Raw genomic sequence first — 24,279 nt, forward strand, 5'->3', positions numbered from 1 at the left:
CACCCGGCAGGGCACGCCCCTGTACCGCGACCCCGCCGCCCCGGTCGACGCCCGCGTCCGCGACCTGCTCTCCCGTATGACCCTGCGCGAGAAGGCCGGCCAGCTCAACCAGCGGATGTACGGCTGGAACGCCTACCGCCGCACCCCCGACGGCGGCTTCGAGCTCACCGACGCCCTGTACGCCGAGACCGAGCGCTTCGCCGGACTCGGCGCGCTGTACGGGCTGCTGCGCGCCGACGCCTGGTCCGGGGTCGACCACACCACCGGATCCGGCGCCGGGGACGGCGCCGAACTGGCCCACCTCGTCCAGCGCCATGTCGTCGAGCGCAGCCGGCTCGGCATCCCGGCCCTGTTCGTCGAGGAGGTGCCGCACGGACACATGGCCCTCGACGGCACGGTCCTGCCCGTCAACCTGGCCGTGGGCGCCACCTGGGACCCGAGGCTGTACGAGCGGGCCGCCGCGCACGCCGCCGCCGAACTGCGAGCCCGCGGCGGGCATGTCGCCCTGGTCTCGGCCCTCGACATCGCCCGCGATCCGCGCTGGGGGCGCACCGAGGAGTGCTTCGGCGAGGATCCGTACCTGGCCGCCCGGCTGACGGAGGCGTTGGTGCGCGGCATGCAGGGCGCGCCCGCCGCGTACTTCCCCGCCGACAAGGCCCCCGTCGTCCTCAAGCACTTCGCCGGGCAGGGCGCCACCGTCGGCGGCCGCAACTCCGCCGAGTCCGAGCTCGGACTCCGGGAGTTGCACGAGATCCACCTCCCCGCCGCCCGTGCCGGGGTCCGGGCCGAAGCAGCCGCCGTCATGGCCGCCTACAACGAGGTCGACGGCCTGCCCTGCTCCGGGAACCGCGCCCTGCTCCATGACCTGCTCCGGGAGACCTGGGGCTTTGAGGGGCTCGTCATGGCGGACGGGCTCGCTGTCGACCGGCTGGCCCGGATCACCGGGGACAAGGTCTCCGCGGGAGCCCTCGCGCTCGACTCGGGGGTGGATCTGAGCCTGTGGGACGAGGGGTTCACACATCTGGAGGCGGCCGTCGAGCGCGGGCTGGTGAGCGAGGCCGCTCTCGACGAGGCCGTGGCACGCGTCCTGCGGCTGAAATTCCGCCTGGGGCTGTTCGAACAGCCCTACCGCACCTGTCCGTTGCCGTCACCGGCCGTCGGACGCGACCTGAGCACCGCCGTCGCCCGCGCCGCCGTCACCCTCCTGAGCAACGACCACGGCGTACTGCCCCTGTCGCCGACGACCGTCTCCCGTATCGCCGTCCTGGGCCCGCACGCCGACACCGTCGCCCACCAGCTGGGCGACTACACCGCCCCGCAACGGCCCGGCACCGGCACCAGTGTCCTCGACGGGCTGCGGGGGCTCGCCCCGGCCGGCGTCGACATCCGCCACGCCCGGGGGTGCGCCCTCACCGGCGGCGACCTGTCGGGCATCCCCGAGGCGATCGCCCAGGCCGCCGCGTGCGATGTCGCCGTGCTGGTGCTGGGCGGCAGCAGCGCGCGTTCCGCCGGGACCGAGTTCGACCCCAACGGGGCCGCGCGCACCGCCGTGTCCGAGATGACCTGCGGCGAGGGCGTCGACCTGGCCGGACTGCGGCTGGGCGACGCCCAGTACGCGCTCCTGGACGCCGTCGTCGCGACGGGAACACCGACCGTGGTCGTGCTGGTCCAGGGCCGCCCGCACGTCGTGCCGGACACGGCGGCCGCGCTGCTCACCGCCTGGTACCCCGGCCCGTGGGGCGGTGAGGCGATCGCCGAGGTGCTGCTCGGGCTCGCCGAGCCCGTCGGCCGGCTGCCGGTGTCCGTGCCCCGCTCCGCGGCCCAGCTCCCCGTCTACTACAACCACAAGGACACCGAGTACGGCGGCTACGTGGACGACAGCGCCGAGCCGCCGCACTCCTTCGGGCACGGACTGTCGTACACGAGCTTCGCGTACGGCCCGCCGCGGCTGTCCGGGCACGGCGTCGAGGCCGACATCACCAACACGGGCCGGCGCCACGGCCGTTCCGTCGCCCAGCTCTACCTGCGCCGGCTGCGGACCACCGTCTGGCCGCGCACGCTCGAACTGCACGGTTTCCGTGCCGTCGACCTGGCGCCGGGCGAGACCCGCACGGTCACGTTCCCGCTCGGCGCCGACTTCGCCGCCGCCGTTCCGCCCGGCACGGTGGTCGAGTTCCGCGTCGCCGAATCCGCCCGGGCCGCCCTCACCGCCGTACCGACTCAGAGCTTCACGGCCCCCGAGGAAACCCCCTTGTAGAACCACCGCTGGGTGATGACGAACAGCACCAGCACGGGGATCACGGAGATCACCGAGCCGGCCATCACCATCCGCTGGTCGTAGCCGAAGGACGAGGACTGGAGCCGGGCCAGGCCCAGCGTCAGCGTGAAGTGGCCCTCGGTGCGCAGCACGATCAGCGGCCACAGGAAGTCGTCCCAGGCACTGATGAAGGTGTTGATGGTGACGACGAGGATCGCGCCGTAGGCGGAGGGCAGATACAGGTACCGGAAGCGTTTCCACTCGCCCGCCCCGTCCAGCATCGCCGCGTCCTCGATCTCGCGCGGGACGGCGAGAAACGCCGCCCGCATGATGAGGACGTTGATCGCGGCGACGAAACCGGGCAGCCAGACGCCGGCCAGGTTGTCGACCAGGCCCATGTCCCGGACGCTGAGGAACAGCGACACCATGATCGACTCGAAGGGGAACATCATGGACGCCAGCAGCACGATCCAGACCAGCTTGCGACCCTTCCAGCCGGGCTTGGACAGCATGTAGCCGGCCATGGTGGAGAAGACGAGCTGGCTGGTGATGGACAGCAGGGCGACGAGCACGCTGTTGCGGATGTACGTCCACACCGGCACCTGGTCGAAGACCTCGCGATACGCCCGCAGCGACGGGTGGTGGGGAATGAGGGAGGCACCCGCGCCGAAGACGTCCTCGCCCGCGCCCTTGAGGGACGACAGCAGCTGCCACAGCAGCGGGCCGACGGTGATGAAGAGGACGAACACCAGCAGCAGGTAGCGGACGACCAGTTCGCGCGGGCGGCCGTACTCCCGCCAGCGGGGCATTTGGCGGCGGCGCTTGTCGACGGCGGTCGTCATGCCTCCTCCTCCTTCGTCAGGCGCTGGGCGAGCAGCGTGAGGCCAAGGGTGAGTGCGAACAGGGCGACACTGACCGCCGCGCCGTAGCCGGCGTTGCCGGTGAGCGGGTCGAGGCCGACGTCGCGGATGTAGAAGGGCAGCGTGCGGTCGGCACCGCCGGGGCCGCCGGTGGCACCGCCGAGCATGTAGATCTCGGTGAAGACCCGCAGGGAGCCGATGCCGGTCAGGGTGCCGACCAGCATCATCGACTGGCGGACGCCCGGCACGGTGATGTGCCAGAAGCGGCGCGCGGCACCCGCCCCGTCCACGGCCGCCGCCTCGTGCAGTTCCCTGGGGACGTTTCCGAGGGCGGCCAGATAGAAGATCATGTACCAGCCGAGGCCCTTCCACAGGGTCAGGCCCATCGCGGAGAGCAGGATCAGCCACGAGTCGGACAGGAACGGGATGGCCTCGCGGATGATGTGGGCCTTCTGCAGCCAGGTGTTGACCAGCCCCTGGTCGCTCAGCAGCCACTGCCAGCTCAGACCGACGACCACGCTGGAAGCGAGCACCGGCGTGTAGAACGCCGAGCGGAAGAAGCCGATGCCCGGCAGGTTCTTCTCCACGAGGATCGCGAGCAGCAGCGGCAGCAGCACCATCAGCGGGACGACGAACAGCGCGTACAGCAGGCTGTTGCGGGTGGCGAGCCAGAAGTCCGGATCGCTCAGCATCCGGCGGTAGTTCTCCAGGCCGACGACGTCGTACGCCCCGCCGAGCGGTTTGGCGTCGGTGAAGGAGACGACGACCGTGTTGAGGAACGGGAAGACCCCGAACACGGTCGCGCCGACGATCGCCGGGGTCATCCACAGCCAGGGCAGCCACCAGCGGCGGTAGAGCGCCGCGCCCCCCGCGTCGGCGCTCGGGCCGGGCAGGACGAAGCGGAAGGCGCGGCGCAGGGGCCCCGGCGTGCCGGGCAAGGGGGAAGCGCCGGGGCGTCGGGCGCCCGCACCCGGGGGAGCGGGGACGGGCGCCTGGTGGACGGTCGGTTGGGTCATCCTCAACTGCCCTGTTCGATCAGCTGGTTCGCCTTGGACTGGGCCTCCTTCAGAGCGTCCTCGGCGCTCTTCTTGCCCTGCATGACCAGCTGGATCTGGGCCGAGATGGCGTTCAGCTCGCCGGGCGTCAGCGCGATCTCGTCGGCCGTGGCGGTCTTGCGGTCACTGGCGACGATCTTGCGGGCCTCGGCGAAGGGGTCGTCGCCCTTGACCGACTGGAAGAACGGGTCGTTCAGGGAGGCCGTGGTGGACGGGAAGATGACGACGTTCGGGTCCTTGGCCCAGGCGAGCTGGTTCTCGGCGTTCGTCAGGAACCGCGCGAAGGCCAGCGCCGTCGAGGCGTTCTTGCCGGTGGACGCGACCCCGATGTACTGCGGGGCGCCGACGGTGTGGCCGAGGGCGTCCAGCATGAAGGGGGCCACGCCGGTCTTCTTGTAGACGCTCGGGTTGTTCTGCTGGATGAACCGCAGGAAGTTGGGGTTGGTGGGGCCGTAGACCAGCTTGCCCTGGCCGTAGACGTTGGCCGGGTCCTGCGTGGCGGACAGGGAGTCCCTCGGCATGCCGCCGGCCTTGTAGAGCTTCTTCATGGCCTCGACCCACCGGGCCGTCTTCGGGTCGTCGGCGAAGGTGAACTTCTTGCCGTCCGGGGAGAGGACCTTGATGCCCATCTGCTGCCAGTCGGCGGGGATGCGCAGCTGCGGGTTGGCGAGGAGCGCGTAGTACTTGCCGTCGGAGGCCTTGGCTATCTTCTCCGCGTCGTCGAACAGGCCGAGGACGGTCGTCGGAGGTTTCGCCGGGTCCAGGCCCGCCTTCTCCATCAGGTCGGTGTTGAAGGTCTGCACGATGCCGCCGGAGTACCAGGGCAGCACGCTGTGCACCTTCTTGCCGTCCGCGTCGGCGTACATGCTCGACTTCCACAACGCGGGCGTGAACGGCTTGCCCGCGTCGGGTGCCTTGGTGTCCAGGTTCAGCAGATAGCCGTTCTTCGTCAGCGCGACCGCCGTGTTGACGTTGATGTTCACCACGTCCGGCAGCGTGCAGCCCTGCGCGTCGGCAACCAGGCGCTGGGTGAAGGTGGCGTCGCCCGGATCGTCGATCCAGTTGACCTTGGTGCCGGGGTGGGCCTGCTCGAAGGCGTCGATGACGCCGTTGAAGTACTTCCCGAAGTCCTTCTTCAGGTTGGTGGTCTGGAAAGTGATCTTTCCCTTGACGTCGCCGGAGAGCTTGCCGGAACCGACGTTGCCCTTGTCGACCTTGCAGCCGCCGGCCGTGGCGTCGCCGCCGTCGGAACCCCCGCCGGACAGACCGCAGCCGGCGGCCGTCAGCGTCAGGACGACCAGACAGGTCAGGGATCCGGTGAGTCTTCTTGCGCGCATTGCTGCCCTCCTGGGACCAGTCTTCGCTGGATCAAATCACCAAGTTGGACTTCGATTGATGAAAAGGTGGACCAGAATTCATCGGAGGTCAATGGTTTGCCGTGTTGCTGTTCGGTTGCGTGCGGCGATCAGTGCCGGTGTTCGTGGTCCGGCTGGGAGGGGTCGCCGGGGTGTTCGTGGCCTTCGGCGTAGACGACGTCGGCTCGGGCCTGGTCGAGCCAGTCGAAGAACGCGCGGCGGGCTGCGGCGTGGCGCAGCTGCTGTGTGATGCCGTCTCGGACGTGCTCGTAGGGGCGGATGTCCGACGGTTCCACGGTGTTGAACGGGTCGACACCGCGCCTCAGCGCCTCGGGCGTGAGGAAGCGGTCCTTGTTGCGGTCGTAGTAGTCCCGTACGGCCGTCTCCGGGATGTGTTGCTCGCGTTCCAGGTCAGCGAGCAGGGCTCGGGCGGCGGGGGAGTGGGCGAGGGCTGCGGCGATGATGCTGCCGAGGTCGGCGACGTCGGTTTCCGGGATGGTGAGCAGGTGCATCGGCAGGACGTCGTCCGGTGGGGGCAGGCCCCGTTCCGCGCAGGCTTGGCGGGCGAGTTCATCGGTGATGACGACCTGGGTCGCCCAGCGTCGCTGTTGGCGGTGTCGTCGTGCGTGTGCGGCGGCGTCGTGGCTGGTCGCACCCACGCGGCGGAGCCGCATATCGACACGGCCCGCGCCCCTGAGGGCATCAGTGCTGAGGAATGTTTCCACGTACTGCTTCGGGATCGGTTCGCCTCGGATGCTTGCCGCGTAGTCCTCCGTCATGGCGTCACCTCCAGCTCCACTGCCCTCGTGTAGGCCACGCAGCCGTGCCAGGCCACTTTCGCCATCAGCCAGTACGAACCCGGTGGGATCGCGTCGCCGTCCACCTCGATCGCGTACTCCGGCTGCTCCCCGCCGGGCACGGAAAAGCCCTGGCAGCCTGGCGTGACGCCGGGCCAGGTGCCCCAGGAGGACACGGCCCACAGGGTGCCGTTGACGGGGCCGCGTGTCGGGTTTCGCAGGGTCACGGGGACCCGGGTCCGTTCACCCCGGCGTACGGTCACCCGTTCAACTCCCAGATCCGCCGCCAGAGTCGGGCCCGTGTGCCCGCCCGCTACGTCCAGGGCCACCACGTCCTCGTACGTCTGGCCGCCGTAGGACAGCCGTGCGGCGAGCCAGTGCCGGCCGGGGACGGGGTCCGGCGGGGGTGTCACCGTGATGTCCGTGAGGGTGAAGCCGCCGGGGCCGAGTGTGTACGGGAGTGTGGCGGGCTCGGTGCTCCAGCCGGGTGGTACGTCGAAGGTCACCGTGCCCGACACGGGCGCGTCGGTGAGCTCCGAGGAGACCCGGACGGTCGCGGTGACGGGGCCGTCGGCGGTGAGGGCGGTGGGGGAGAGATACACGGCGACCGGCATGTTGCCGCGTGGGGCGGGGCCGGAGTTGTGCAGCCAGTAGCGGGTGGCGACGGGCTGGGCGGGCTCGTGGGCGGCGATGCCCGGCCCGGCTGTCTGGTGGGGCGGCCGGGCGGGCGTGGCGAGGAGGGTGGCGACCTCGAAGCCGGTCAGGTCGGCTTCGAGGCCGCCGGTCTCGTCCGGGGCGAGGGGCGCCCCGGGCCTCTCCAGGACGTCGGCGCGGGCGCCCGCCGCCCATGCCACCGGCCCGGTGACGCGTGCCCGTACCGGCCGGCCGTCGACCTCGTGCACGCGGACGACGAGGCCACGCCCCGGATCCACGGGTGTCTCGCTGCCCCGGGCCAGCGGGGAGCCGAGCGGCTTGAGCGCGTCGAGCAGCACCTCGCCGGCGGGTTCCAGGCCGAGCAGGGGCGCCTTCCTCGGCAGGGCATCGGAGGACCGGGCATCGGCGGACCGCCGCAGCCGTGCCGTCAGCGGGCGGTTGTACGCGTGTCCCGCCTGCGGCAGCCGCAGTTCGCGCCAGTCGCCGGGGCCCGCCACGACGGCGTACTCGAACGTGTGCGACCAGCGCTGGAGCTGGAACCCCGAGCCGTCGGGGGCGGTGCGGCGCGGTGGGTCCACCCAGATCCCGGACGGCCAGCCGGTGCAGGAGCGCATCAGGGACATGTACAGGTCGCCGGAGGTCGTGATCACGCAGCCGGGCGTGCCGCGGTTGAGGATCGCGAAGCTGCGGCCGTCCCAGGCGTCGCCGGGCGGCAGCGCCTCGCCGCCGCCGGCGGCCGTGGCCGTCACCGTGAAGTCGTCCAGGTCGGCGACGATCGCGTCGACCGCCTTGGCGTCGTCCTCGGGGCGGGCGCCCGCCACCACCAGCAGCGGCAGGCGTTCCAGGTCGCGCAGATCGGCCCCGGGGGCCCACTCCTCGCGCAGACAGGCGCGCGGCGCGACCCACACGGCGGCCACGCCCCGTTCGGCCAGCTGGCGCCTCAGCTCCCGGCCGGCCGCCGGGTCCCAGCCGAGCGCCTCGGCGACCACGGCGTTGTGGTCGGGGCCGCCGACGGCGATCCGGACGTCCGGGAGGTTGGAGTCGACCTCCAGGTCGCCGTAGCGCGGGCCGCCCGCGATCGTCGAGGTCGCCGTGACTCCGGCGCGGACCAGGGCCGCCGCGAGCGGGGCGCCGAGGTCGCCCGCGATGTCCCAGTCGGGGTAGACGAGTTCGGCGACGCCGATCGAGCGGTGTCCGAGGAGGACACCGGAGTCGTCGTGCACGGCGACGCGGGCGGTGGAGCCGAGGCCGAACCAGGTGTTGGCCGGGTTGTCCAGCGTCCACGGGAACCGTTCGCTGTCCACCTCCACGAAGCCGAACCCGCGCCCGATCACCGCGTCCGCCACCTCGTGCACCGGCAGCCCGCCCCGTACCTCCGAGGGCCAGCGCACCCGGATCAGCCGGTCGGCGCCGTCGTACCCGTCGACGGTCGTGGTGACGTCGAGCCGGTCGACGCCCTGCCACAGCGTCAGGCGCTGGGTGTAGCGGAAGAGGCCGAGGTCGGCGGAGACGGTGAGACGGGAACCGGCGGGGGAGTGCTCGACGCGTACCTCGGCGGTCACGTCCCGGCTGCGAGCCGCGGTCGTGCCGGTCGGGGTGAGGTGCCAGGGACCCTCGCCGAAGCGCGGATGCCTCGGGTACTCCTCCTGGACGACGATCTCGTTGCCGATGTCACCGGGGCGCAGCAGCTCCCGGCCGCCCTCGGCCAGGGCGCGCAGAGCGCTGACGCCGCCGCCGCGCGCCGGGTCGACCGTCACCTCGTAGAACTCGTTGCGGATGGTGACGCCTTCGCCGGGCGCCCAGCCGGGGGCGGACCCCTCGGTGAGCGGGAGCGCCGCGAGGCCCATGCCGGGTACCTCCGGGACGACGACGTGGAGCCGGCCGTCCTCCTGGACCGCGGGGAGCCCCTGCGGTACGAGCCCCGGGTCGTCGACGGTCAGTACGTCACGGCGCTCCCAGGTCGCGGAGTTGAAGACGACCAGGTCGGGGCCGTCGCCCGGGGTGACCCGGTCGGCCAGGGCCTGGGTGGCGTCGGCGTGCACGCTCCGGGCGAGGTCGTGCAGTTCCCGCCAGCCGGTCATCAGGTCGATGTAGACCTGGTCCGACTCCGAGCCGGTGATGGCGTCGTGGTGGGCGCCGTAGACGAGTTGCCGCCAGGCCTTGTCCAGGGCCGCGTCCGGATACGGCCGGCCGGTGACGAGGGAGGCGAGCGTCGCCCAGGCCTCGGCGTCGGCGAGGAGCGTCTCGCCGTACCGCTGGGCCTGCTTGGTGTCGATGTAGGAGACGTCCTTGCCGGTGTAGACCGGGTTCATGTCGCGGGTCTGGGGCGATGCCCTGCGGCCCTGCGTCTCCAGTTCCGCGCGGACGGCGGCGAAGAAGTCCCGGGGGATCGCGCTGATGAAGCGGGGCCAGACGTAACGGGCGTTCCAGTCGCGGTGGATGTCCATGACCCAGCGGCACGGCGGCGCGTAGTCCCCGCCCACCGGGAGCAGCACGTTGCGGGTGAGGGCGACCTGCTTGAGCCGCTGGAAGAGCCGGTAGGCGGCGGCCTCCGCCTCGGGGAGGGTGGGCGCGTTGTCGATGGCCCAGCCGGCGCCGTAGTGGTTGACCATGTACGCGGTCAGCAGCCCGCGTCCCGACGGGGCGATCCAGTCGAACTCGGCCGGGAACTGCATCCGGCCCGGGTCCCTCGGCTCCTCGCCGAACACCGACAGCGTCGGCCCCCACTGGTGGAACGGCCCGCGCGCCCACGAACTGGAGCCGACGCCCGCGTCCGCCATCAGCCCCGGGAACTGCGGGTCGTGTCCGAAGGCGTCCAGCTGCCAGGCGGTTTCGGGGGACGCCCCGATGATGCCGCGCTGGAAGCCGTCGCCGTACAGGGCGTTGCGGATCGTCGCCTCGGCGCCGGTGAGGTTGGTGTTGGGCTCGTTGTAGGTGCCGCCCATGATCTCGACGCGGCCGGTGCGGATCAGCTGCCGCAGGAAGGCGCGCTCCTCCGGGAAGGCGTCCCAGTAGGGCTTGAGGTAGTCGACCTCGGCGAGCACGAAGGTGTACGCCGGGTCGCGGCGGGCCAGGTCGCAGTGGGCCCGGACCAGGCTCATGCCGGACTGGCCGCGCGAGTCGAAGGTGCGGGCGGGCAGGCCGGTGGCGGCGGGGTCGTCGGCGACGTCCCAGGTCTCGGTGTAGGCGCCCTGGGTGTTCCACCAGACGGGGTCGTAGTGGAAGTGGCTGACCATGAACATGGTCCAGCCGGGCTCGGCCGCCGTGAAGTCGCCCGTGCGGGTGGTGACTTCACCGCCGTCGGCCGCGGTGACCGTGATCTCGCGGCGGTCGCCGGGCACCAGGTCCTCGCCGGTGACGGGGATCTCCGCGCGTACGGTGCCGTCCTCGCCGGCGGTGGCCTCCGCGGTGCCGGTGAGGCCCGGGCCCTCGACGGTGAGCCGCACGGTCCGGCCCGGAGTGTGGCTCAGCTCGACGGCCACCACCTGGCGCGGCTGCTCGGTGGTTCCGGTGAAGAGCTCGGTCGACTCGACAGAGGTGACGCGCATGGGGCTCCTACGAGTGCTCTGAGGGAGCCCCATCCTGCACGGCAGGAGTGATTCAAACAACCATCTTCACGTCAACTTGGTGGTTCATCCATGCAGCCTCGGCCGGGTCACCTGGCTCGCCGGGACTTCACCGCGTGCTGCGGGGTGATGTGGTCGGTCAGGGCCAGCGACGCGCTCGCGCGCTGGTAGGTGAGCTGGGCGACCCGGACGTACAGGCAGTCGACGAGCATCAGGACGGAGTGCCGGCTGCTGATGCTCTCGGCCCGGAAGCTGGTCTCCGAGGAGGACGAGATGAGCCGGATGTCGGCGGACCTGGACAGCGGCGAGCGCGGGTCGGTGGTCAGGGCGATCGTGGTGGCGCCGCGCTCCTTGGCCATCTCGAAGGGTTCGAGGGTCTCGCGGGTCGCCCCGGAGTGGGAGATGCCGATGGCCACGTCCGCCGGGGTGAGCAGGGCCGCGGAGGTGGCGGCCGCGTGCACCTCGGTCCAGCCGCGGACCGCGCAGCCGATGCGGAACAGCCGGGTCTCCGTCTCCTGGGTCACCGCGCCGCTGCCGCCGACGCCGTAGACGTCGATGCGCCGGGCGCGGGCCAGGGCCTGGGCCGCGCGCTCGAGCGCGTCGAGGTCGATGCGGTCGATGGTCTGCTGGATGGCCCGCAGGTCGGCCGTGCCGACGACCTGGACGACCCGTTCGAGGCTGTCGTCCGGGGAGATGTCCGGGCCGATCTCGGCGGTCCCCCAGTCGGACGCCTCACCCCGGCCGCGCTCCTGGGCCAGTTCGATCAGCAGGTGCTGGTAGGAGTCCAGCCCGATGGCCCGGCAGAAACGGGTCACCGTCGCCTGGGAGGTGCCGGTGCGGCGGCCCAGCTCGGCGGCCGAGCAGTGGGTGACGGCGGCCGGATCCTCCAGGATCAGCTCGCCGACCTTCCGCAGGGACCCCGCCAGCCGGGGCAGCTCGGTGCGGATCAGTGTGGTGACGTCCGTGGGAGGCATGGGGAGAAGGTACCAGCCACCCTGTGAGACGCGGATTGAATACCAGGACCCGATCGTCGGCCCGATTGATGACCGGGGAGGCGTGTGATTTATTGATTCACCGATGGCGAAGTGTAGGGTGAATCAATCCATCAGTGGGGAGTGTGACGCGTGTCCGTCGAGTCTGTGAGCGCCCAGGGGTTCGCGCGGGAGAGCCTCGCCGTCCTCCGGCACGTCATCGAATCCGCCCAGGGCGACGTGGCCGCCGCCGCGGACCTGGTCGCCGAGTGCGTCCGCGCGGAGGGTGTCGTCCAGGCCTTCGGCACCGGCCACTCGCAGGCCCTCGTCCTCGAACTGGCCGGGCGCGCGGGCGGACTGGTCCCCACCAACCGGCTGAGCATCGCCGACCTCGTCCTCTACGGCGGCGAGGACCCGGCCGTCCTCGACGACCCGCTCCTCGAACGCCGGGACGGGGTGGCCGCCCGGCTCTACGAGCTGGCCGCGCCGAATCCCCAGGACCTGTTCGTCGTCATCTCCAACTCCGGTGTCAACAGCGTCATCGTGGAGATGGCCCTGCACGCCAAGGAACACGGCCACCGCGTCCTGGCCCTCACGTCCCTCGCCCACACCCGGGCCGTCCCCGCCGCCCATCCCAGCGGCCGGAAGCTGGCCGACATCGCCGACGTCGTCCTCGACAACGCGGCCCCGCGCGGCGACTGTCTGCTCGAACTCCCCGGCGGCGGCTCGGTCTGCGCCCTGTCCACGCTCACCGGCGTGATGCTGGTCCAGATGACGGTCGCCGAGGCCGCCGGCCGCCTCCTCGCCGCCGGCGAGCGCCCCCCGGTCTACGTCTCGGCCAATGTGCCCGGCGGCTTCGAGGGCAACCTGGAGCTGGAGAAGAAGTACGCGGGCCGGATCCGCCGCACGGCGAGCTGAACCGGCGTCTCCGGGAGGCCGTCCGGGCGCGGGACGCTTCAGGGCCGGGCGAACTCGAACCACACGATCTTGCCGGTGCTGAGCCGGGCCGCGCCCCAGCGCATGGCCAGCCGGCTGACCAGGTACAGCCCGCGCCCGTTCTCGTCCGTGGGCCGGGCGCGCCTCAGGCGTGGCAGTTCGGGCGCGTCGTCGCCGATCTCGCAGCGCAGCACATCGGTGCGCATCAGGCGGAGGGTGACGGGCCGGGAGCTGTGGCGCACGGCGTTGGTGACGAGCTCGCTGACGAGCAGTTCGACGGAGTCGCCGAGCTCCTCCAGCTTCCAGCGGGACAGGGTGCGGCGGGCCAGCCGGCGGGCCTGGCCGGGAGCGGCGTCCTCCGGCTCCAGGGACCAGTACGCCACGTCGCCGGGCACGATGCCGTCGAAGCGGGCGGCGAGCAGCGCGATGTCGTCGTCCCGGTCGCCGGGGCCGACCATGTCGAGGACGTCGTCGCACAGGGCTTCCAGCGCGGGGGGCCGGCCGGGTCCGGCGAGCCGGCCGGTGGTCCCCGCCTTCTCGCGCAGCTGCTCGATACCCGTCCAGACATCGCGCAGCCGGGACTCGACCAGGCCGTCGGTGTAGAGCAGCAGCGTCGCGCCCCCCGGGGCGTCGAGCTCGACCGCCTCGAAGTCGACGCCGCCGACGCCGATCGGGGCGCCGGGCGGCATGCGCAACACCTCGGCCCGGCCGCCCGGGTGGAGCAGGACGGGCGGCGGGTGACCGGCGTTGGCGATGGTGATGCGGTGCGATACCGGGTCGTAGACCGCGTACAGGCAGGTCGCCATGTGCTCGGCGCCGAGGCGCTGGGCCTGTTCGTCGAGGTGGTGCAGGACCTCCTGCGGCGGCAGCCCGAGGCCGGCGAGGGTCTGGGCGGTGGTGCGCAGCTGGCCCATGATGGCGGCCGACGTCATGGAGTGGCCCATGACGTCGCCGACGACCAGGGCGACCCGGCTGCCGGGCAGCGGGATGGCGTCGTACCAGTCGCCGCCGACCCGGGCCGATTCGGCGGCGGGCAGGTAACGGGCGGCGAGACGGATGCCGGGCGGGCTGGGCAGGGTCTCGGGCAGCATCGTGCGCTGGAGTTCGTCGGCTATGTGGGCCTCGCGGCCGTAGAGCACGGCCTTGTCGATGCCGAGGGCGCTGTGGGTGGCGAGCTGCGCGGCGACGAGGAGGTCGTTGATCTCGAAGGGCCCGCTCTCGGGGCGGCGCAGGAACAGGGCCGTGCCGATGACGCGGCGCCGGCCGCGCAGCGGGGCGAGGATCGCGCGCTGTCCGTCCGGGAGGGCGAACGCGCCGCCGTCGCCGGTCAGTTCGGCCAGCGCGCCACGGCCGGCGGGGGAGTCGGTGAACACCGGGCGCACGCCCCGCAGCACCTCGGCGAGATCGCTGCCCGGGCGGACCTCGCACCGGTCGGGGGCGGGCACTCCCGGTTCGGGGGACGGGAAGGCGCCCGCGCCCTCCTCCGCCGTGGCGCGGTCGAACCGGTGCAACCGCAGGACCAACGGGCCGGTGGGCCGCTCGTCTCCGACCGGCAGCGGATCGCGCAGAAAGACGAGGATGACGTCCGAGAAGCTGGGCAGGACGGCCCGGCACAGCCCCGCCACGATCTCGTCGAGGTCCATGGCACGGCTGATCCGCCGCGTCGCGGCGCCCACGAAGCGCAGCCGGTCCGCGTCCTGCCGCATCGGTCCGGCGGCGGCTCGCGAGGCCGGGGGCGGCGGGGGCGGCGCCGAGTGCGGGACCGGCGGTGTCCCGCTCACGCCGAGCGCGGCGTGAGCCGACAGCTCGCCGAGCACCTGCCTGTCCCGCGCACGGAAGACGTCCCGGTCGTGGCGCCGCAGGAACAGGGCGGCACCCACCGTGCCGTCGGGGCCGACCAGGGGGACGAGGAGAACCCGGTCCCCGTGCGGCACATGGGAGCCCGGCCCCAGCAGCTCGCGCAGGGCCGGATCCAGATCACCGGAGTCCCTGCCCAGGGCCTCACCGGTGTCCAGGACCTTCGCCAGGACACCGGACGGCGCCATCGGGACGGTGACCGGCGCCGCCCCGCCCAGCACGCCGCCCAGCCCGTCCTGGGACCCGGGATGCCACTGCGCGCCCGTGTCGTACGGCGGACCGCCCGCCGGGGACGAGGCCGGGCCGGAGGGCTGGGCGGGGATGGGCGTACGGCGGAAACCGGTGCCGCTCAGGCGCAGTTGCGCGCCGGAGGCCGTCGGGTCCGCGGTGCTCGGCGCGGCGTCGAGATACACGACGAGGGCGTCCGCGACGGACGGCACCGTCGCCCCGCAGAGCTCCTCCAGTACCTGCGCCGGATGTTCGGCGCGGGCGACGCGACGGACCGCGTGGGCGAGAAAGTGCTTGGGGTCGGGCCGCATCGCCCACATCCTGCGCGAGGCCCCGGGTTCTGTCCAGCGGCGTACGAAAGCCGTTGCGGAAGCCGCACACCCCGAACCCCGTGAGCCGGGAAACCGCCGGGAAACCGCTTCCGTCCGGACCATTGACGCGGCGGTGGGGTGCCCTGACACTGGCGTGACTGCGTAGTCATACCCGGCGCGTTCATCCCTGGTGCCATCCCTGACTACGTAGTCACGCTGTTTTGTCACCCCCGGGAGCCCACATGACCACGAGCGGAGCCGAACGCCCCCCGGCCGCCGGTGCGCGCCGGCGGCGTGGCCCCGGGATGACCGAGGTCGCACGGGCCGCCGGGGTCTCGCAGAAGACCGTGTCGCGGGTCGTCAACGGCGAACCGCACGTCAGCCCCGAGGTGCGCGACCGCGTCCTGAGGGCTGTCCGCGATCTGGACTACCGTCCCAACACCGCCGCCCGGGCGCTGCTCCTCGGCCGCTACCGCCGGATCGGCGTGGTCTCGCTGGGCAGTTCGCTCTACGGCCCCTCGACCCTGCTCATCGCCCTGGAGCGGGCGATGCAGCGCGCCGGCTACTCCGTCGCCCTGGCCAGCACCCTGGAAGGGCAGAAAGTCTCGGCCGCGGTGGACGCGCTGCTGGAACAGGGCGTGGACGGGATCGTGCTGTCCGAGCCCATCGACGACGGCACGCCGCTCAGACTGAGCGCCGAACTGCCCGTGGTGAGTCTCGGCGAGGGCGTGGAGCTGACGCCGGGCACGAGTGCCGTGGTCGGCGCCGACGGGGTCGCGGCCGCCCGGCTCGCCACCGAGCACCTGCTCTCCCTGGGCCACCGCACGGTCTGGCACCTGGCCGGCCCGCAGGACTGGTGGGCCGCCCGCGACCGACTGCGCGGCTGGCGCGAGGCCCTCGCCGCCGCCGGCGCACCCGAACCGCCCCTGCCGGCACCGGGCGACTGGAGCCCGGCCTCCGGCTACGCCGCCGGACGGCAGCTCGCCGAACTCTCCGACGTCACAGCCGTGTTCGCCGCCAACGACGACATGGCCATCGGCGCCCTGCGCGCGTTCGCCGACGCGGGCCGGGCCGTCCCCGGCGACGTGAGCGTCGTCGGCTACGACGACATCCCCGCCGCCGCCTACCTCTTCCCGCCGCTGACCACCGTGCGGCAGAACTTCGCCGCCGTCGCCGACCGCGCCGTCGACGTACTGATCGCCCTGATCGAGGGCCGCCCCGCCCCGGCCGAACAACCCGGCCGGGCAGTCGAGTTGATCGTACGGGCCTCCACCGGGCCGGTACGCGACCAGGGCCCCGCGCACCCCCGCCCGTAACCGCACCACGTGAGGAGTCACGTGTGTACACCCCCATGCCCCCCGGCCCTCCGACCCGCCGCGCCCTGCTGCGCGGTGCCCTCGGCCTCGGTACGGCCGCCGCACTCTCCGCCTGCGGCGACGCCGGTACCACGCCCCGCACCTCCGGCGACGTCACCCTCTCCCTGTGGACCCACGACCCGGGCTACGAGGAGTTCTTCGTCAAGGGGGTACCGGAGGCCGACCGCGCCACCGACTTCCGCTACCACCTGAGGGTGACCCGCTCCGGCCCCGCGGACATCGTCACCAAGCTGCTCGCCCAGGCCGTCGCGGGACGCGGCACCCCCGACCTGGTGGGCTTCGAGATCGGCAGCTTCCCGCGCCTGCTGCGCGGCGACATCTCCGAACGGCTGCTGCACGACTTCACCCCCGACATCGAGGCCGTCCCCGGCCTCAAGGACGACCTGCTGCCGGCCCGCACCGCCCCCTTCAGCAAGGACGGCCGCGTCTACGCCTTCGACTCGGACACCCCGATGGTCGTCTACTTCTACCGCGACGACCTTTTCGACCAGTACAAGATCCCTGCTGACGTCGGCACGTGGGAGGAGTTCGCCGAGGCCGGCGCCCGGGTGTACAAGGACCACCGCGCCTCGCTGTGTGTCGTCTCCACGGTGGGCAGCGACCCCGGCCAGGTCGTGCAGTCCTTCCAGATGCTGCTCTACCAGCGTGGCGGCGCCTTCTTCGACGCCGACGGGAAGCTGCTCCTGGACTCGCCGGAGGCCGAGGAGGTGCTGCGGTTCCTGTGCGAGGGCCTGCGCACCGGCTTCGTCATCGACGTCGCCGACTACTACGGAGCCGCCATGCAGACCGCCCTGAAGCAGGGCCGGGTCATCGGCCTGCCCATGGCCATCTGGTACAAGAACTACGGCCTGGTGCCCAACGTCCCCGAGCAGAAGGGCAAGTGGCGGGTCCGCGACCTGCCCCGGTTCACCAAGGGCGGCGGGGTGACCGCCGCGCTCGGCGGCACCGGCTTCGGCGTCGTCAGGGACAAGGCCAACACCCGCGCGGCCACGGAGTTCCTCCTCAAGACCTGGCTCACCCACGACGGCCAGGTCCGCCGCTTCACCGAGACCGGCTATCTCCCCACTCGCCGGTCCGTCTACGACGATCCGCGCCTGGGCGGCTACACGGACGACTTCTGCGGCGGGCAGCGGCTCTTCCGCCTCTACCGCGACCTGCTGCCGGACGTACCGCCGTTCCACCAGAGCCCCGACCAGTCGATCCTCTACGACGTCCTCGCCGGCAACCTGCTGCGCGCCTACCGCGGTGACATGACGCCGCGTCAGGCCCTCAAGCAGACCGCGGCGGACTACCGCGACCAGGCCGGCCGATAGGAGCGCGACCGACATGACCACCACCGTCGCCGGCCCGCCCGGGACGACCCGCGAGCACACCGGCCCGGACCGGGCCGCACCGCGCCCCCGCCGGACCTGGGCGCCCTACCTCTTCATCTCGCCCTTCTACCTCCTCTACGTCCTGTTCATGCTGGTCCCGGTCGGCGCCTCGCTGTGGCTGAGCCTCACCGAGTGGGTGGGGCTCGGCAGCCCGCACTGGGTGGGGCTGCGCAACTACCGGCTGCTCGCCACCGACATCAGCTTCCACCGGGCCCTCGGCAACACCGCCGTGTTCGTGCTGGTCGCCGTGTGCGTCGTCGTGCCGCTGGCGCTGCTGATCGCGCAGGCCCTCAACACGCGGGGCCTGCGCGTGCGGGACCTGTGGCGTACCGCCTACTTCGTGCCGATCGTGGTCTCGCCCATCCTCGTCGCCCTCGTCTTCGGCCTGATCTTCGACCGGCAGTTCGGGCTCGCGAACGCGGTGCTGCGCGCCCTGTTCGGCACCGGCGGCGTCGACTGGCTCGGCGATCCGGACATGGCCAGGTTGAGCATCGCCCTGGTGATGCTGTGGCGCTGGACCGGCTACCTCACCGTCTTCTTCCTCGCCGGACTCCAGAACGTGCCCCGGGAGCTGTACGAGGCCGCCGCCCTCGACGGCGCCGGGCGGCTGCGCACCTTCGCCACCGTCACCCTGCCGGCGCTGAAGCCGGTGACGGCGTTCGTCGTCGTCACGTCCTTCATCTGCGCCGCCCAGATCTTCGAGGAGCCGTACCTGCTGACCGGCGGCGGACCGGCCGAGTCCACCCTCTCCGTGACCATGTTCATCTACCGGGCGGCCTTCCAGCGCCAGCAGTTCGGCTACGCCGCCGCCGCGGCCGTCGTCCTCTTCGTCCTCGTCTTCGGCCTCAGCCGGCTCTTCAACCGTCTCCTCGGCATTGGGAGGGCCGCCTGATGACCCGCACCCGCATACCTCTCTACGGCGCACTGGTCCTGCTGCTCCTGGGCTTCCTCGCCCCGCTGCTGTGGGCGCTGAGCGGCTCGTTCAAACCGCGCGGCGACATCTTCGGCTACCCGCCGAAGCTCGTCCCCGACCCGTTCACCCTCGACAACTACCGCACCCTGCTCACCGACCAGCCCTTCGGCCGCTGGTTCCTGATGAGTACGGTCGTCGCCGTCGTCGCCACCACCGTGTCCGTCTTCGTGTGCGCGCTGGCCGGCTACGGCTTCGCCAAGTTCCGCTTCGCCGGGAAGCGGCTGCTGTTCAACGTGATGTTCAGCTCGCTGTCGATCCCGTTCGCGGTGATCCTCGTGCCGCTGTTCGTGATCGTCGTCAAGACCGGGCTCGGCAGCCCGTGGTTCGCGCTGATCGTGCCCTGGGTGGCGCCCGCGTTCGGGATCTTCATGATGCAGCAGTACATCGTGCAGTCCATCCCGGACTCGGTGCTGGAGGCCGCCCGGATCGACGGGGCGAGCGAGTTCGGCATCTTCCGGACCATCGTGCTGCCGCTGCTGCGGCCCGCGCTGGGCGCCCTGGCCGTCTGGCAGTTCCTCCAGAGCTACAACAGTTTCCTGTGGCCGCTGGTGCTGGTATCCGACAGCTCCCAGTACACCCTGCCGCTCGGCCTGCAGACCCTGTTCGTGTCGGAGCAACGGCAGTACGACCTCGTGCTCGCCGGAGCCGTCCTCGCCGTCCTGCCCGCCGTCGCCCTCTTCGTGCTGCTGCGCAAACAGCTCCTCGAAGGCCTGTCCACGGGCGCGGTCAAGGGCTGAACCGCCGTCACATCACTTGAAGGAGAACCATGTTCGAGCCGCCCCGGCGTGTCCTGTTCGGTGCCGCCTACTACCACGAGTACCAGCCGTACGAGCGCCTCAAGGACGACCTCGACCTGATGGCCGAGGCGCGCTTCTCGGTGATCCGGGTAGGCGAGTCCGTCTGGTCCACCTGGGAGCCCGAGAACGGCCGCTTCGACCTCGACTGGCTCCAGCCGGTGCTGGACGGCGCCCACGAGCGGGGCATCTCGGTCATCCTCGGGACGCCCACGTACGCCGTTCCGCCCTGGCTGGCCCGGCAGTACCCGGAGATCGCGGGGGAGCACCGCACCGGCGAGCGCATCGGCTGGGGCGCCCGGCAGGAGGTCGACTTCACCCACCCGGCGTTCCGCTTCCACGCCGAGCGGATCATCCGCAAGGTCGTCGGCCGGTACGCCGCCCACCCGGCGGTCATCGGCTTCCAGGTCGACAACGAACCGGGCCTGCACCTCTTCCACAACCGCGGCGTCTTCCAGCGCTTCACCGACGAACTGCGCGGGAAATACGGCGACGTTGAGACCCTCAACCGCGAATGGGGCCTGGTCTACTGGTCGCACCGGCTGTCCACCTGGGCCGACCTGTGGACCCCGGACGGCAACGCCCAGCCGCAGTACGACCTGGCGTGGCGGCGCTTCCAGGCCCGCCTCACCACCGAGTTCATCGCCTGGCAGGCCGACATCGTCCGCGAGTACGCCCGGCCCGGCCAGTTCGTCACGACCTGCATCTCCTACGACCGCCAGGGCGTCGAGGACGACCGGCTCACCGAGCGCCTCGACGTCACCGCGGGCAACCCGTACTACACGATGCAGGACGCCCTCGCCCTGCCCGACACCGGCGCCGCCGGGCAGAACTGGACGACCAACGGCACCTGGGCGCTGTACCGCAGCGCCGACCGCATGTACTCCTCCCGCCAGGAGCCGTTCCTGGTCACCGAGACCAACGCGCAGGCCATCAGCGGGCCGTGGGACAACCGCCCCGCCTACGACGGCCAGTGGCGGCAGGCGGCCTGGGCGCTGATCTCCCGCGGCGCCTCGATGATCGAGTACTGGCACTGGCACACCCTGCACTTCGGTACCGAGACCTACTGGGGCGGCATCCTCCCGCACAACGGGCGGCCCGGCCGGGTCTACCGCGAACTGGCCGCTCTGGGTGGCGAGTTGGAGAGGGCCGGTGATCTGGTCGCGGCCCTCACCCCGGACGCCGACGTGGCCTTCCTCTACGACGGACCCAGCAAATGGGCGCTCCAGGGCCAGCCGCCGCTCGCCGACGCCGCCCAAGGCCCGGACGGGCGGTCCTACGAGAGGATCTTCGACGCCTTCTACCGCGGTGCCTTCGACGCGGGCCTCCAGGCGCGCGTCCTGCACCCCGGGCAGCTCCCGGACGCCGATCTGCCGCCGCTCCTGGTCGTCCCCGCCTACTACGCGGCCGACGACAGCGTCCTGGACCGGCTCCGCACCTATGCCGAGGCCGGTGGCCATCTCGTGCTCGGGCCCCGCACCGGCTACGGCGACACCGAGGCCAGGGCCCGCACCGACCTCCAGCCGGGCGGGCTGGCCGAGGCGGCCGGGGTGACGTACGACGAGTTCAGCAACCTGGGCGACCCGTTGCCCGTCACCGGCACGGACTTTCTCCCCCTCCCCGCCGACGCGCACGCCCTGCACTGGGCGGACGGGCTGCTGCCGCAGGGCGCCGAGACGCTGGCGGCGTACGTGCATCCGCACTTCGGACGCTGGCCGGCGGCCACCACGCACCGCCACGGCGCCGGGCGCGTCACCTACGTCGGCACCGTCCCCGACCCCGTCTTCGCCCGGGCCCTGTTCGACCGGTACGGCCCGGAGAGCACCTGGCGCCCCGCCCACCCGAGCGTCACGGCCACCTCGGCGACCACCCGGGACGGCCGCCGCGTGCGCTTCCTGCACAACTGGTCGTGGCAGGAGGTGTCCGTGCCGGTGCCCACAGCCCTGCGGGACGTGCTGTCGGAGACCGTGTACGGCGAGGCGGTACCGCTCGGGCCGTGGGACGTGAAGGTGCTGGTGGAGGAGCCGGTCGTGACGGACGGCTGACCGCCCGGGTGCCGTCGAAGGACCGTGCCGTCAGAGCGCTTTGCCCCGCGGGTCCGATACCGCCCGGTGCGGGCACGGCCCCGGCCGCGGTGCCGGCCTCCAGCAGCGCGTGGATCACCTGCGTCCAGGACGGCGGCAGCCCGAGCGGGAAACCGACCGTGGCGATCACACTGCCCTGGAGCAGCGGGGTGGCGGCCGCTCCGCCCTACAGGGCAAGCACACGGCTGGGCCGGGCGGGCAGCTCGCGGGCGTCGGTGAGCGTGGTGCGCAGGAAGCCGAGGACGGGGGGAGCAGCGCCCGTAGAGGGTGTCGCCTACGCCGCGACGCCCTGCGCCCCGGCCACCGGAAACCCCGGGCTCCGCCGTACGCGCCTCGCCGCGTCCACCGCGAACACCTCGCAGTTCTCGCGGGCCGCCGCCCACTCGACGCCCTGGGCGCCCAGGGCGAACGCCGCTGTCGCGACCGTGTCCGCCTCGGTCAGGGTGGGAGCCACGACGGTCATGCTGAGCAGGCCGGTCGCCGGGCGGCCCGTGCGGGCGTCGAAGATGTGGTCGCCGCGTTCGTAGCGGGCGGAGGTCGCGACGGCCCGGTCCGTGAGGTCCAGGACCGTGCAGAGCCGGTCGGCGTGTTCGGGGTGGCGGACGCCGACGCGCCAGGGGCCGCCGGAGGCGATCACGTCGCCGCCCGCGTTGAGGCAGAAGCGCCGCGCCCCGGCCGCCGACAGCAGCTCCGCTCCCTTCTGCACCGACCAGCCCTTCACCACGGCGCAGGGGTCGAGGCCGCGGCCGGGCAGCCGGACGTCGAAGGCGCCGCCGGTCGCGATGCGGTACTCCTCGCACAGGGCCAGGACCTCGCGCAGCGCCGGGCCGGGGTCCGGGACCTCGCCCCGGTCCAGCCGGGACACCTCGCTGTCCGGGCGGAACGGGCTGAACCGCGCGTCGACCTCGCGCAGCCAGGCGAAGAAGCCGTCCACCGGTGCCTCGGGGAAGCCCTCGTCGTCGATCCGTACCGACACCGGGAACCCCATGACCTGCTCGACGCGCCGCATGCCGTCAGCCCCTCGCGTCGATCGCGGCCTGGAGCGACTCCTTGTAGCCGTCGCTGGTGATCGTGGCACCGGACACCGTGTCGATGTCGGCGCTCTGCGCCCGGAGCGTCTCCTCGATCAGCTTCGGCACGGCGGCCCTGGTCTGCGGATGGTCCGGCTGCTGCAGCATCCGCACCGAGGCGATCCTGTCGCCGGAGAAGGTGACCTCGACCTGCACCGGACCCTTCTCGGTGTCGAGCGTCGAGCCCGACACGACCGTGGTCGTGGTGCCGCCCGACGAGGAGACCGAGGGCGTCGACGCGGGCGCGGCGGCCTGCGTGGCGGACGACGACCCGGTGTCGTGCGACGGCGCGTACCGCCAGACCGGGATCAGGCCCGCGACGCTCAGGACGAGGACGGGTATGGCTCGCTTCACGAATCTCTCCTCGTCATCCGGCCAGGCTGAAGCGCTCGAAGTGGGTCTGCGTCCGGGGCACGCCCAGCTCGCGCAGGCTGCCGAGCACCGCGCTCATCATCGGCGGCGGGCCGCACAGGTACACGTCCCGGCCGGCGATGTCCGGCACCAGACGCGCCAGCTCCTCCGGCGCCAGCCGGTCGGGCACGGGCGGCCCGGTGACCAGGTGCAGCTCGGCCCCCTTGGCGAGTGCGAGTTCGCGCAGTTCGTCGTAGAGGACGGCGTCCTGGTCCGTGGCCACCCGGTAGATCACGACCGCGTGGCCGTGCAGTTCCTCCAGCAGGGCCCGGATCGGGGTGACCCCGACGCCACCGGCGATGAGCAGGGCGTCCGGGCGGGTGCGGTGCAGGGTGGTGAAGGCGCCGTAGGGGCCCTCGGCGAACACCCGCGTGCCGACCTTGAGGTGCCGCAGGGCCGCGCTGCCGTCGCCCGCCCGCTTGACGGTCAGGCGCAGGGTACGGCCGTCCGGCGCGGCGGACAGCGAGAACGGGTTGGCCTGCCACCAGCGGTCCCTCGTCAGGAACCGCCACAGGAAGAACTGTCCGGCCCGGGCGGGCAGGCGGTCCAGGTCGCGGCCCGTGACGTAGACCGAGACCACGTCGTCGTTCTCGGGGACGACGGCCGTGACCCGCAACCGGTGGCGGAGGTTGCGCCACAGCGGCAGCACCAGCCGGCCCGTGAACACCGCGGCGAGGGCCACGCCCCACACGGCGTACCAGTATGTCTTCGCCACCGCCGACGAGGTGAACGTCGTGCCCACCGCGACCTGGTGCGTGAACGCCAGCACCACCGCGACATAGGTGTACAGGTGGATGAAGTGCCAGGTCTCGTACGCCAGCCGGCGCCGCGCGGAGCGGGCCGAGACCACCCCGACCACGATGATGATCGCCAGGGCGGTGATCGCGCGCAGCACGCCCTCGACGGTCTTCGCGAGATCCACCAGCTGGTTCACCGGGTCCAGGGAGGACGACCGCGCGTAGCCGAAGACGATGAACACGGCGTGCGCCAGCAGCAGCCACAGCACCGAGAAGCCCGTCCAGCGGTGCCAGGACGTCAGCCGGTCCATGCCGATCCGCCGGTCGAACCACGGCAGCCGCGCCACCAGCAGCAGCTGGAACGCCATGAGCAGCGCCCCGTACAGCCCCGCCAGCCGCCCCAGCACGATCAGCGTGTTCGAGGCGAAACCGGCCTGGACGAAGAAGACGGTCACCACGACCGCGTTGGCCAGCAGCACCGCGTACAGGCCGGTGCGGCCCACCACTCCGGGGCGTACACCCGGGCGGGGCGCGGCGGGGCGTTCTTGGAGGGTCGTCACGATCGGCAGCTCCTTGATCGGATCCTGGGGTACGAGCTTGTCGCGGGGGAGCTG

Annotated in this window: 17 protein-coding genes and 1 pseudogene; 7 read left to right on the forward strand and 11 right to left on the reverse strand. The window is 72.2% G+C overall.

What is annotated here, in order from left to right:
- The first annotated feature begins 76 nt into the window (after window positions 1–76).
- Complete coding sequence (locus tag QF034_RS32045; protein ID WP_307180021.1) at window positions 77–2,257, forward strand: glycoside hydrolase family 3 N-terminal domain-containing protein; 2,181 nt, start codon at window positions 77–79, stop codon at window positions 2,255–2,257.
- Here QF034_RS32045 and QF034_RS32050 read toward each other — a convergent pair.
- From QF034_RS32050 to QF034_RS32075, 6 genes are all read right to left on the reverse strand, one after another.
- Window positions 2,221–3,099, reverse strand: coding sequence for a carbohydrate ABC transporter permease (locus QF034_RS32050; protein WP_307178180.1), 879 nt, complete (start codon window positions 3,097–3,099; stop codon window positions 2,221–2,223). The two genes, QF034_RS32045 and QF034_RS32050, sit on opposite strands and share 37 nt — an antisense overlap.
- The gene (locus QF034_RS32055) at window positions 3,096–4,133 is read right to left on the reverse strand and encodes an ABC transporter permease subunit (RefSeq protein ID WP_307178181.1); all 1,038 of its coding nucleotides are present in this window, start codon (window positions 4,131–4,133) and stop codon (window positions 3,096–3,098) included. Before QF034_RS32055 ends, QF034_RS32050 begins: the two co-directional genes overlap by 4 nt.
- Before the next feature lie 2 nt (window positions 4,134–4,135).
- Window positions 4,136–5,509: an extracellular solute-binding protein gene (locus QF034_RS32060; RefSeq protein WP_307178182.1), complete on the reverse strand. Its 1,374-nt coding sequence runs from the start codon at window positions 5,507–5,509 to the stop codon at window positions 4,136–4,138.
- Window positions 5,510–5,637: 128 nt separating this feature from the next.
- Entirely contained in the window at window positions 5,638–6,306 is a 669-nt protein-coding gene (locus QF034_RS32065; protein ID WP_307178183.1) for a peptidyl-prolyl cis-trans isomerase, read from the reverse strand.
- Entirely contained in the window at window positions 6,303–10,526 is a 4,224-nt protein-coding gene (locus tag QF034_RS32070) for a glycoside hydrolase family 38 N-terminal domain-containing protein (RefSeq protein ID WP_307178184.1), read from the reverse strand. Before QF034_RS32070 ends, QF034_RS32065 begins: the two co-directional genes overlap by 4 nt.
- 107 nt (window positions 10,527–10,633) lie before the next feature.
- Entirely contained in the window at window positions 10,634–11,518 is an 885-nt protein-coding gene (locus tag QF034_RS32075; protein WP_306962335.1) for a MurR/RpiR family transcriptional regulator, read from the reverse strand.
- A 150-nt stretch (window positions 11,519–11,668) separates the two neighbouring features.
- Between QF034_RS32075 and QF034_RS32080 the strand changes: the two genes are divergently transcribed.
- Window positions 11,669–12,433 carry a sugar isomerase domain-containing protein gene (locus QF034_RS32080; protein ID WP_307178185.1) on the forward strand — a complete coding sequence of 255 codons (765 nt, stop codon included), beginning with the start codon at window positions 11,669–11,671 and terminating at the stop codon, window positions 12,431–12,433.
- Between the two features lie 38 nt (window positions 12,434–12,471).
- Here QF034_RS32080 and QF034_RS32085 read toward each other — a convergent pair whose 3' ends face one another.
- Window positions 12,472–14,526, reverse strand: coding sequence for an ATP-binding SpoIIE family protein phosphatase (locus QF034_RS32085; protein ID WP_370880974.1), 2,055 nt, complete (start codon window positions 14,524–14,526; stop codon window positions 12,472–12,474).
- 626 nt (window positions 14,527–15,152) lie between these two features.
- On the opposite strand from QF034_RS32085, the gene QF034_RS32090 reads away from it, so the two are divergent.
- From QF034_RS32090 to QF034_RS32110, 5 genes are read left to right on the forward strand one after another with little or no spacing between them, the layout of a single operon-like run.
- Complete coding sequence (locus QF034_RS32090) at window positions 15,153–16,163, forward strand: LacI family DNA-binding transcriptional regulator (protein ID WP_307180022.1); 1,011 nt, start codon at window positions 15,153–15,155, stop codon at window positions 16,161–16,163.
- A gap of 23 nt (window positions 16,164–16,186) precedes the next feature.
- Complete coding sequence (locus tag QF034_RS32095; RefSeq protein ID WP_307178187.1) at window positions 16,187–17,536, forward strand: ABC transporter substrate-binding protein; 1,350 nt, start codon at window positions 16,187–16,189, stop codon at window positions 17,534–17,536.
- A gap of 13 nt (window positions 17,537–17,549) precedes the next feature.
- Window positions 17,550–18,488: a carbohydrate ABC transporter permease gene (locus tag QF034_RS32100; RefSeq protein WP_307178188.1), complete on the forward strand. Its 939-nt coding sequence runs from the start codon at window positions 17,550–17,552 to the stop codon at window positions 18,486–18,488.
- Window positions 18,488–19,306 carry a carbohydrate ABC transporter permease gene (locus QF034_RS32105; RefSeq protein ID WP_307178189.1) on the forward strand — a complete coding sequence of 273 codons (819 nt, stop codon included), beginning with the start codon at window positions 18,488–18,490 and terminating at the stop codon, window positions 19,304–19,306. The genes QF034_RS32100 and QF034_RS32105 overlap by 1 nt, the downstream gene beginning before the upstream one ends.
- Before the next feature lie 29 nt (window positions 19,307–19,335).
- Entirely contained in the window at window positions 19,336–21,408 is a 2,073-nt protein-coding gene (locus QF034_RS32110; RefSeq protein WP_307178190.1) for a beta-galactosidase, read from the forward strand.
- A 49-nt stretch (window positions 21,409–21,457) separates the two neighbouring features.
- On the opposite strand, the pseudogene QF034_RS32115 reads toward QF034_RS32110, so the two are convergent.
- The 4 genes and pseudogenes from QF034_RS32115 to QF034_RS32130 all read right to left on the reverse strand — a co-directional run.
- Window positions 21,458–21,694 (reverse strand): annotated as a pseudogene (locus QF034_RS32115) (lysylphosphatidylglycerol synthase transmembrane domain-containing protein); the annotation flags it as partial.
- A 27-nt stretch (window positions 21,695–21,721) separates the two neighbouring features.
- Window positions 21,722–22,456, reverse strand: a complete 735-nt coding sequence (locus QF034_RS32120; RefSeq protein WP_307178191.1) for an FAD:protein FMN transferase — start codon at window positions 22,454–22,456, stop codon at window positions 21,722–21,724.
- A gap of 4 nt (window positions 22,457–22,460) precedes the next feature.
- Window positions 22,461–22,871 (reverse strand): FMN-binding protein, encoded by a 411-nt coding sequence (locus QF034_RS32125; protein WP_307178192.1) that lies wholly within the window; start codon window positions 22,869–22,871, stop codon window positions 22,461–22,463.
- A 13-nt stretch (window positions 22,872–22,884) separates the two neighbouring features.
- Window positions 22,885–24,225, reverse strand: a complete 1,341-nt coding sequence (locus tag QF034_RS32130) for a ferredoxin reductase family protein (protein ID WP_307178193.1) — start codon at window positions 24,223–24,225, stop codon at window positions 22,885–22,887.
- Window positions 24,226–24,279 lie beyond the last annotated feature (54 nt).

The sequence above is a fragment of the Streptomyces africanus genome (assembly GCF_030816955.1).
Taxonomy (GTDB): Bacteria; Actinomycetota; Actinomycetes; order Streptomycetales; family Streptomycetaceae; genus Streptomyces; species Streptomyces africanus.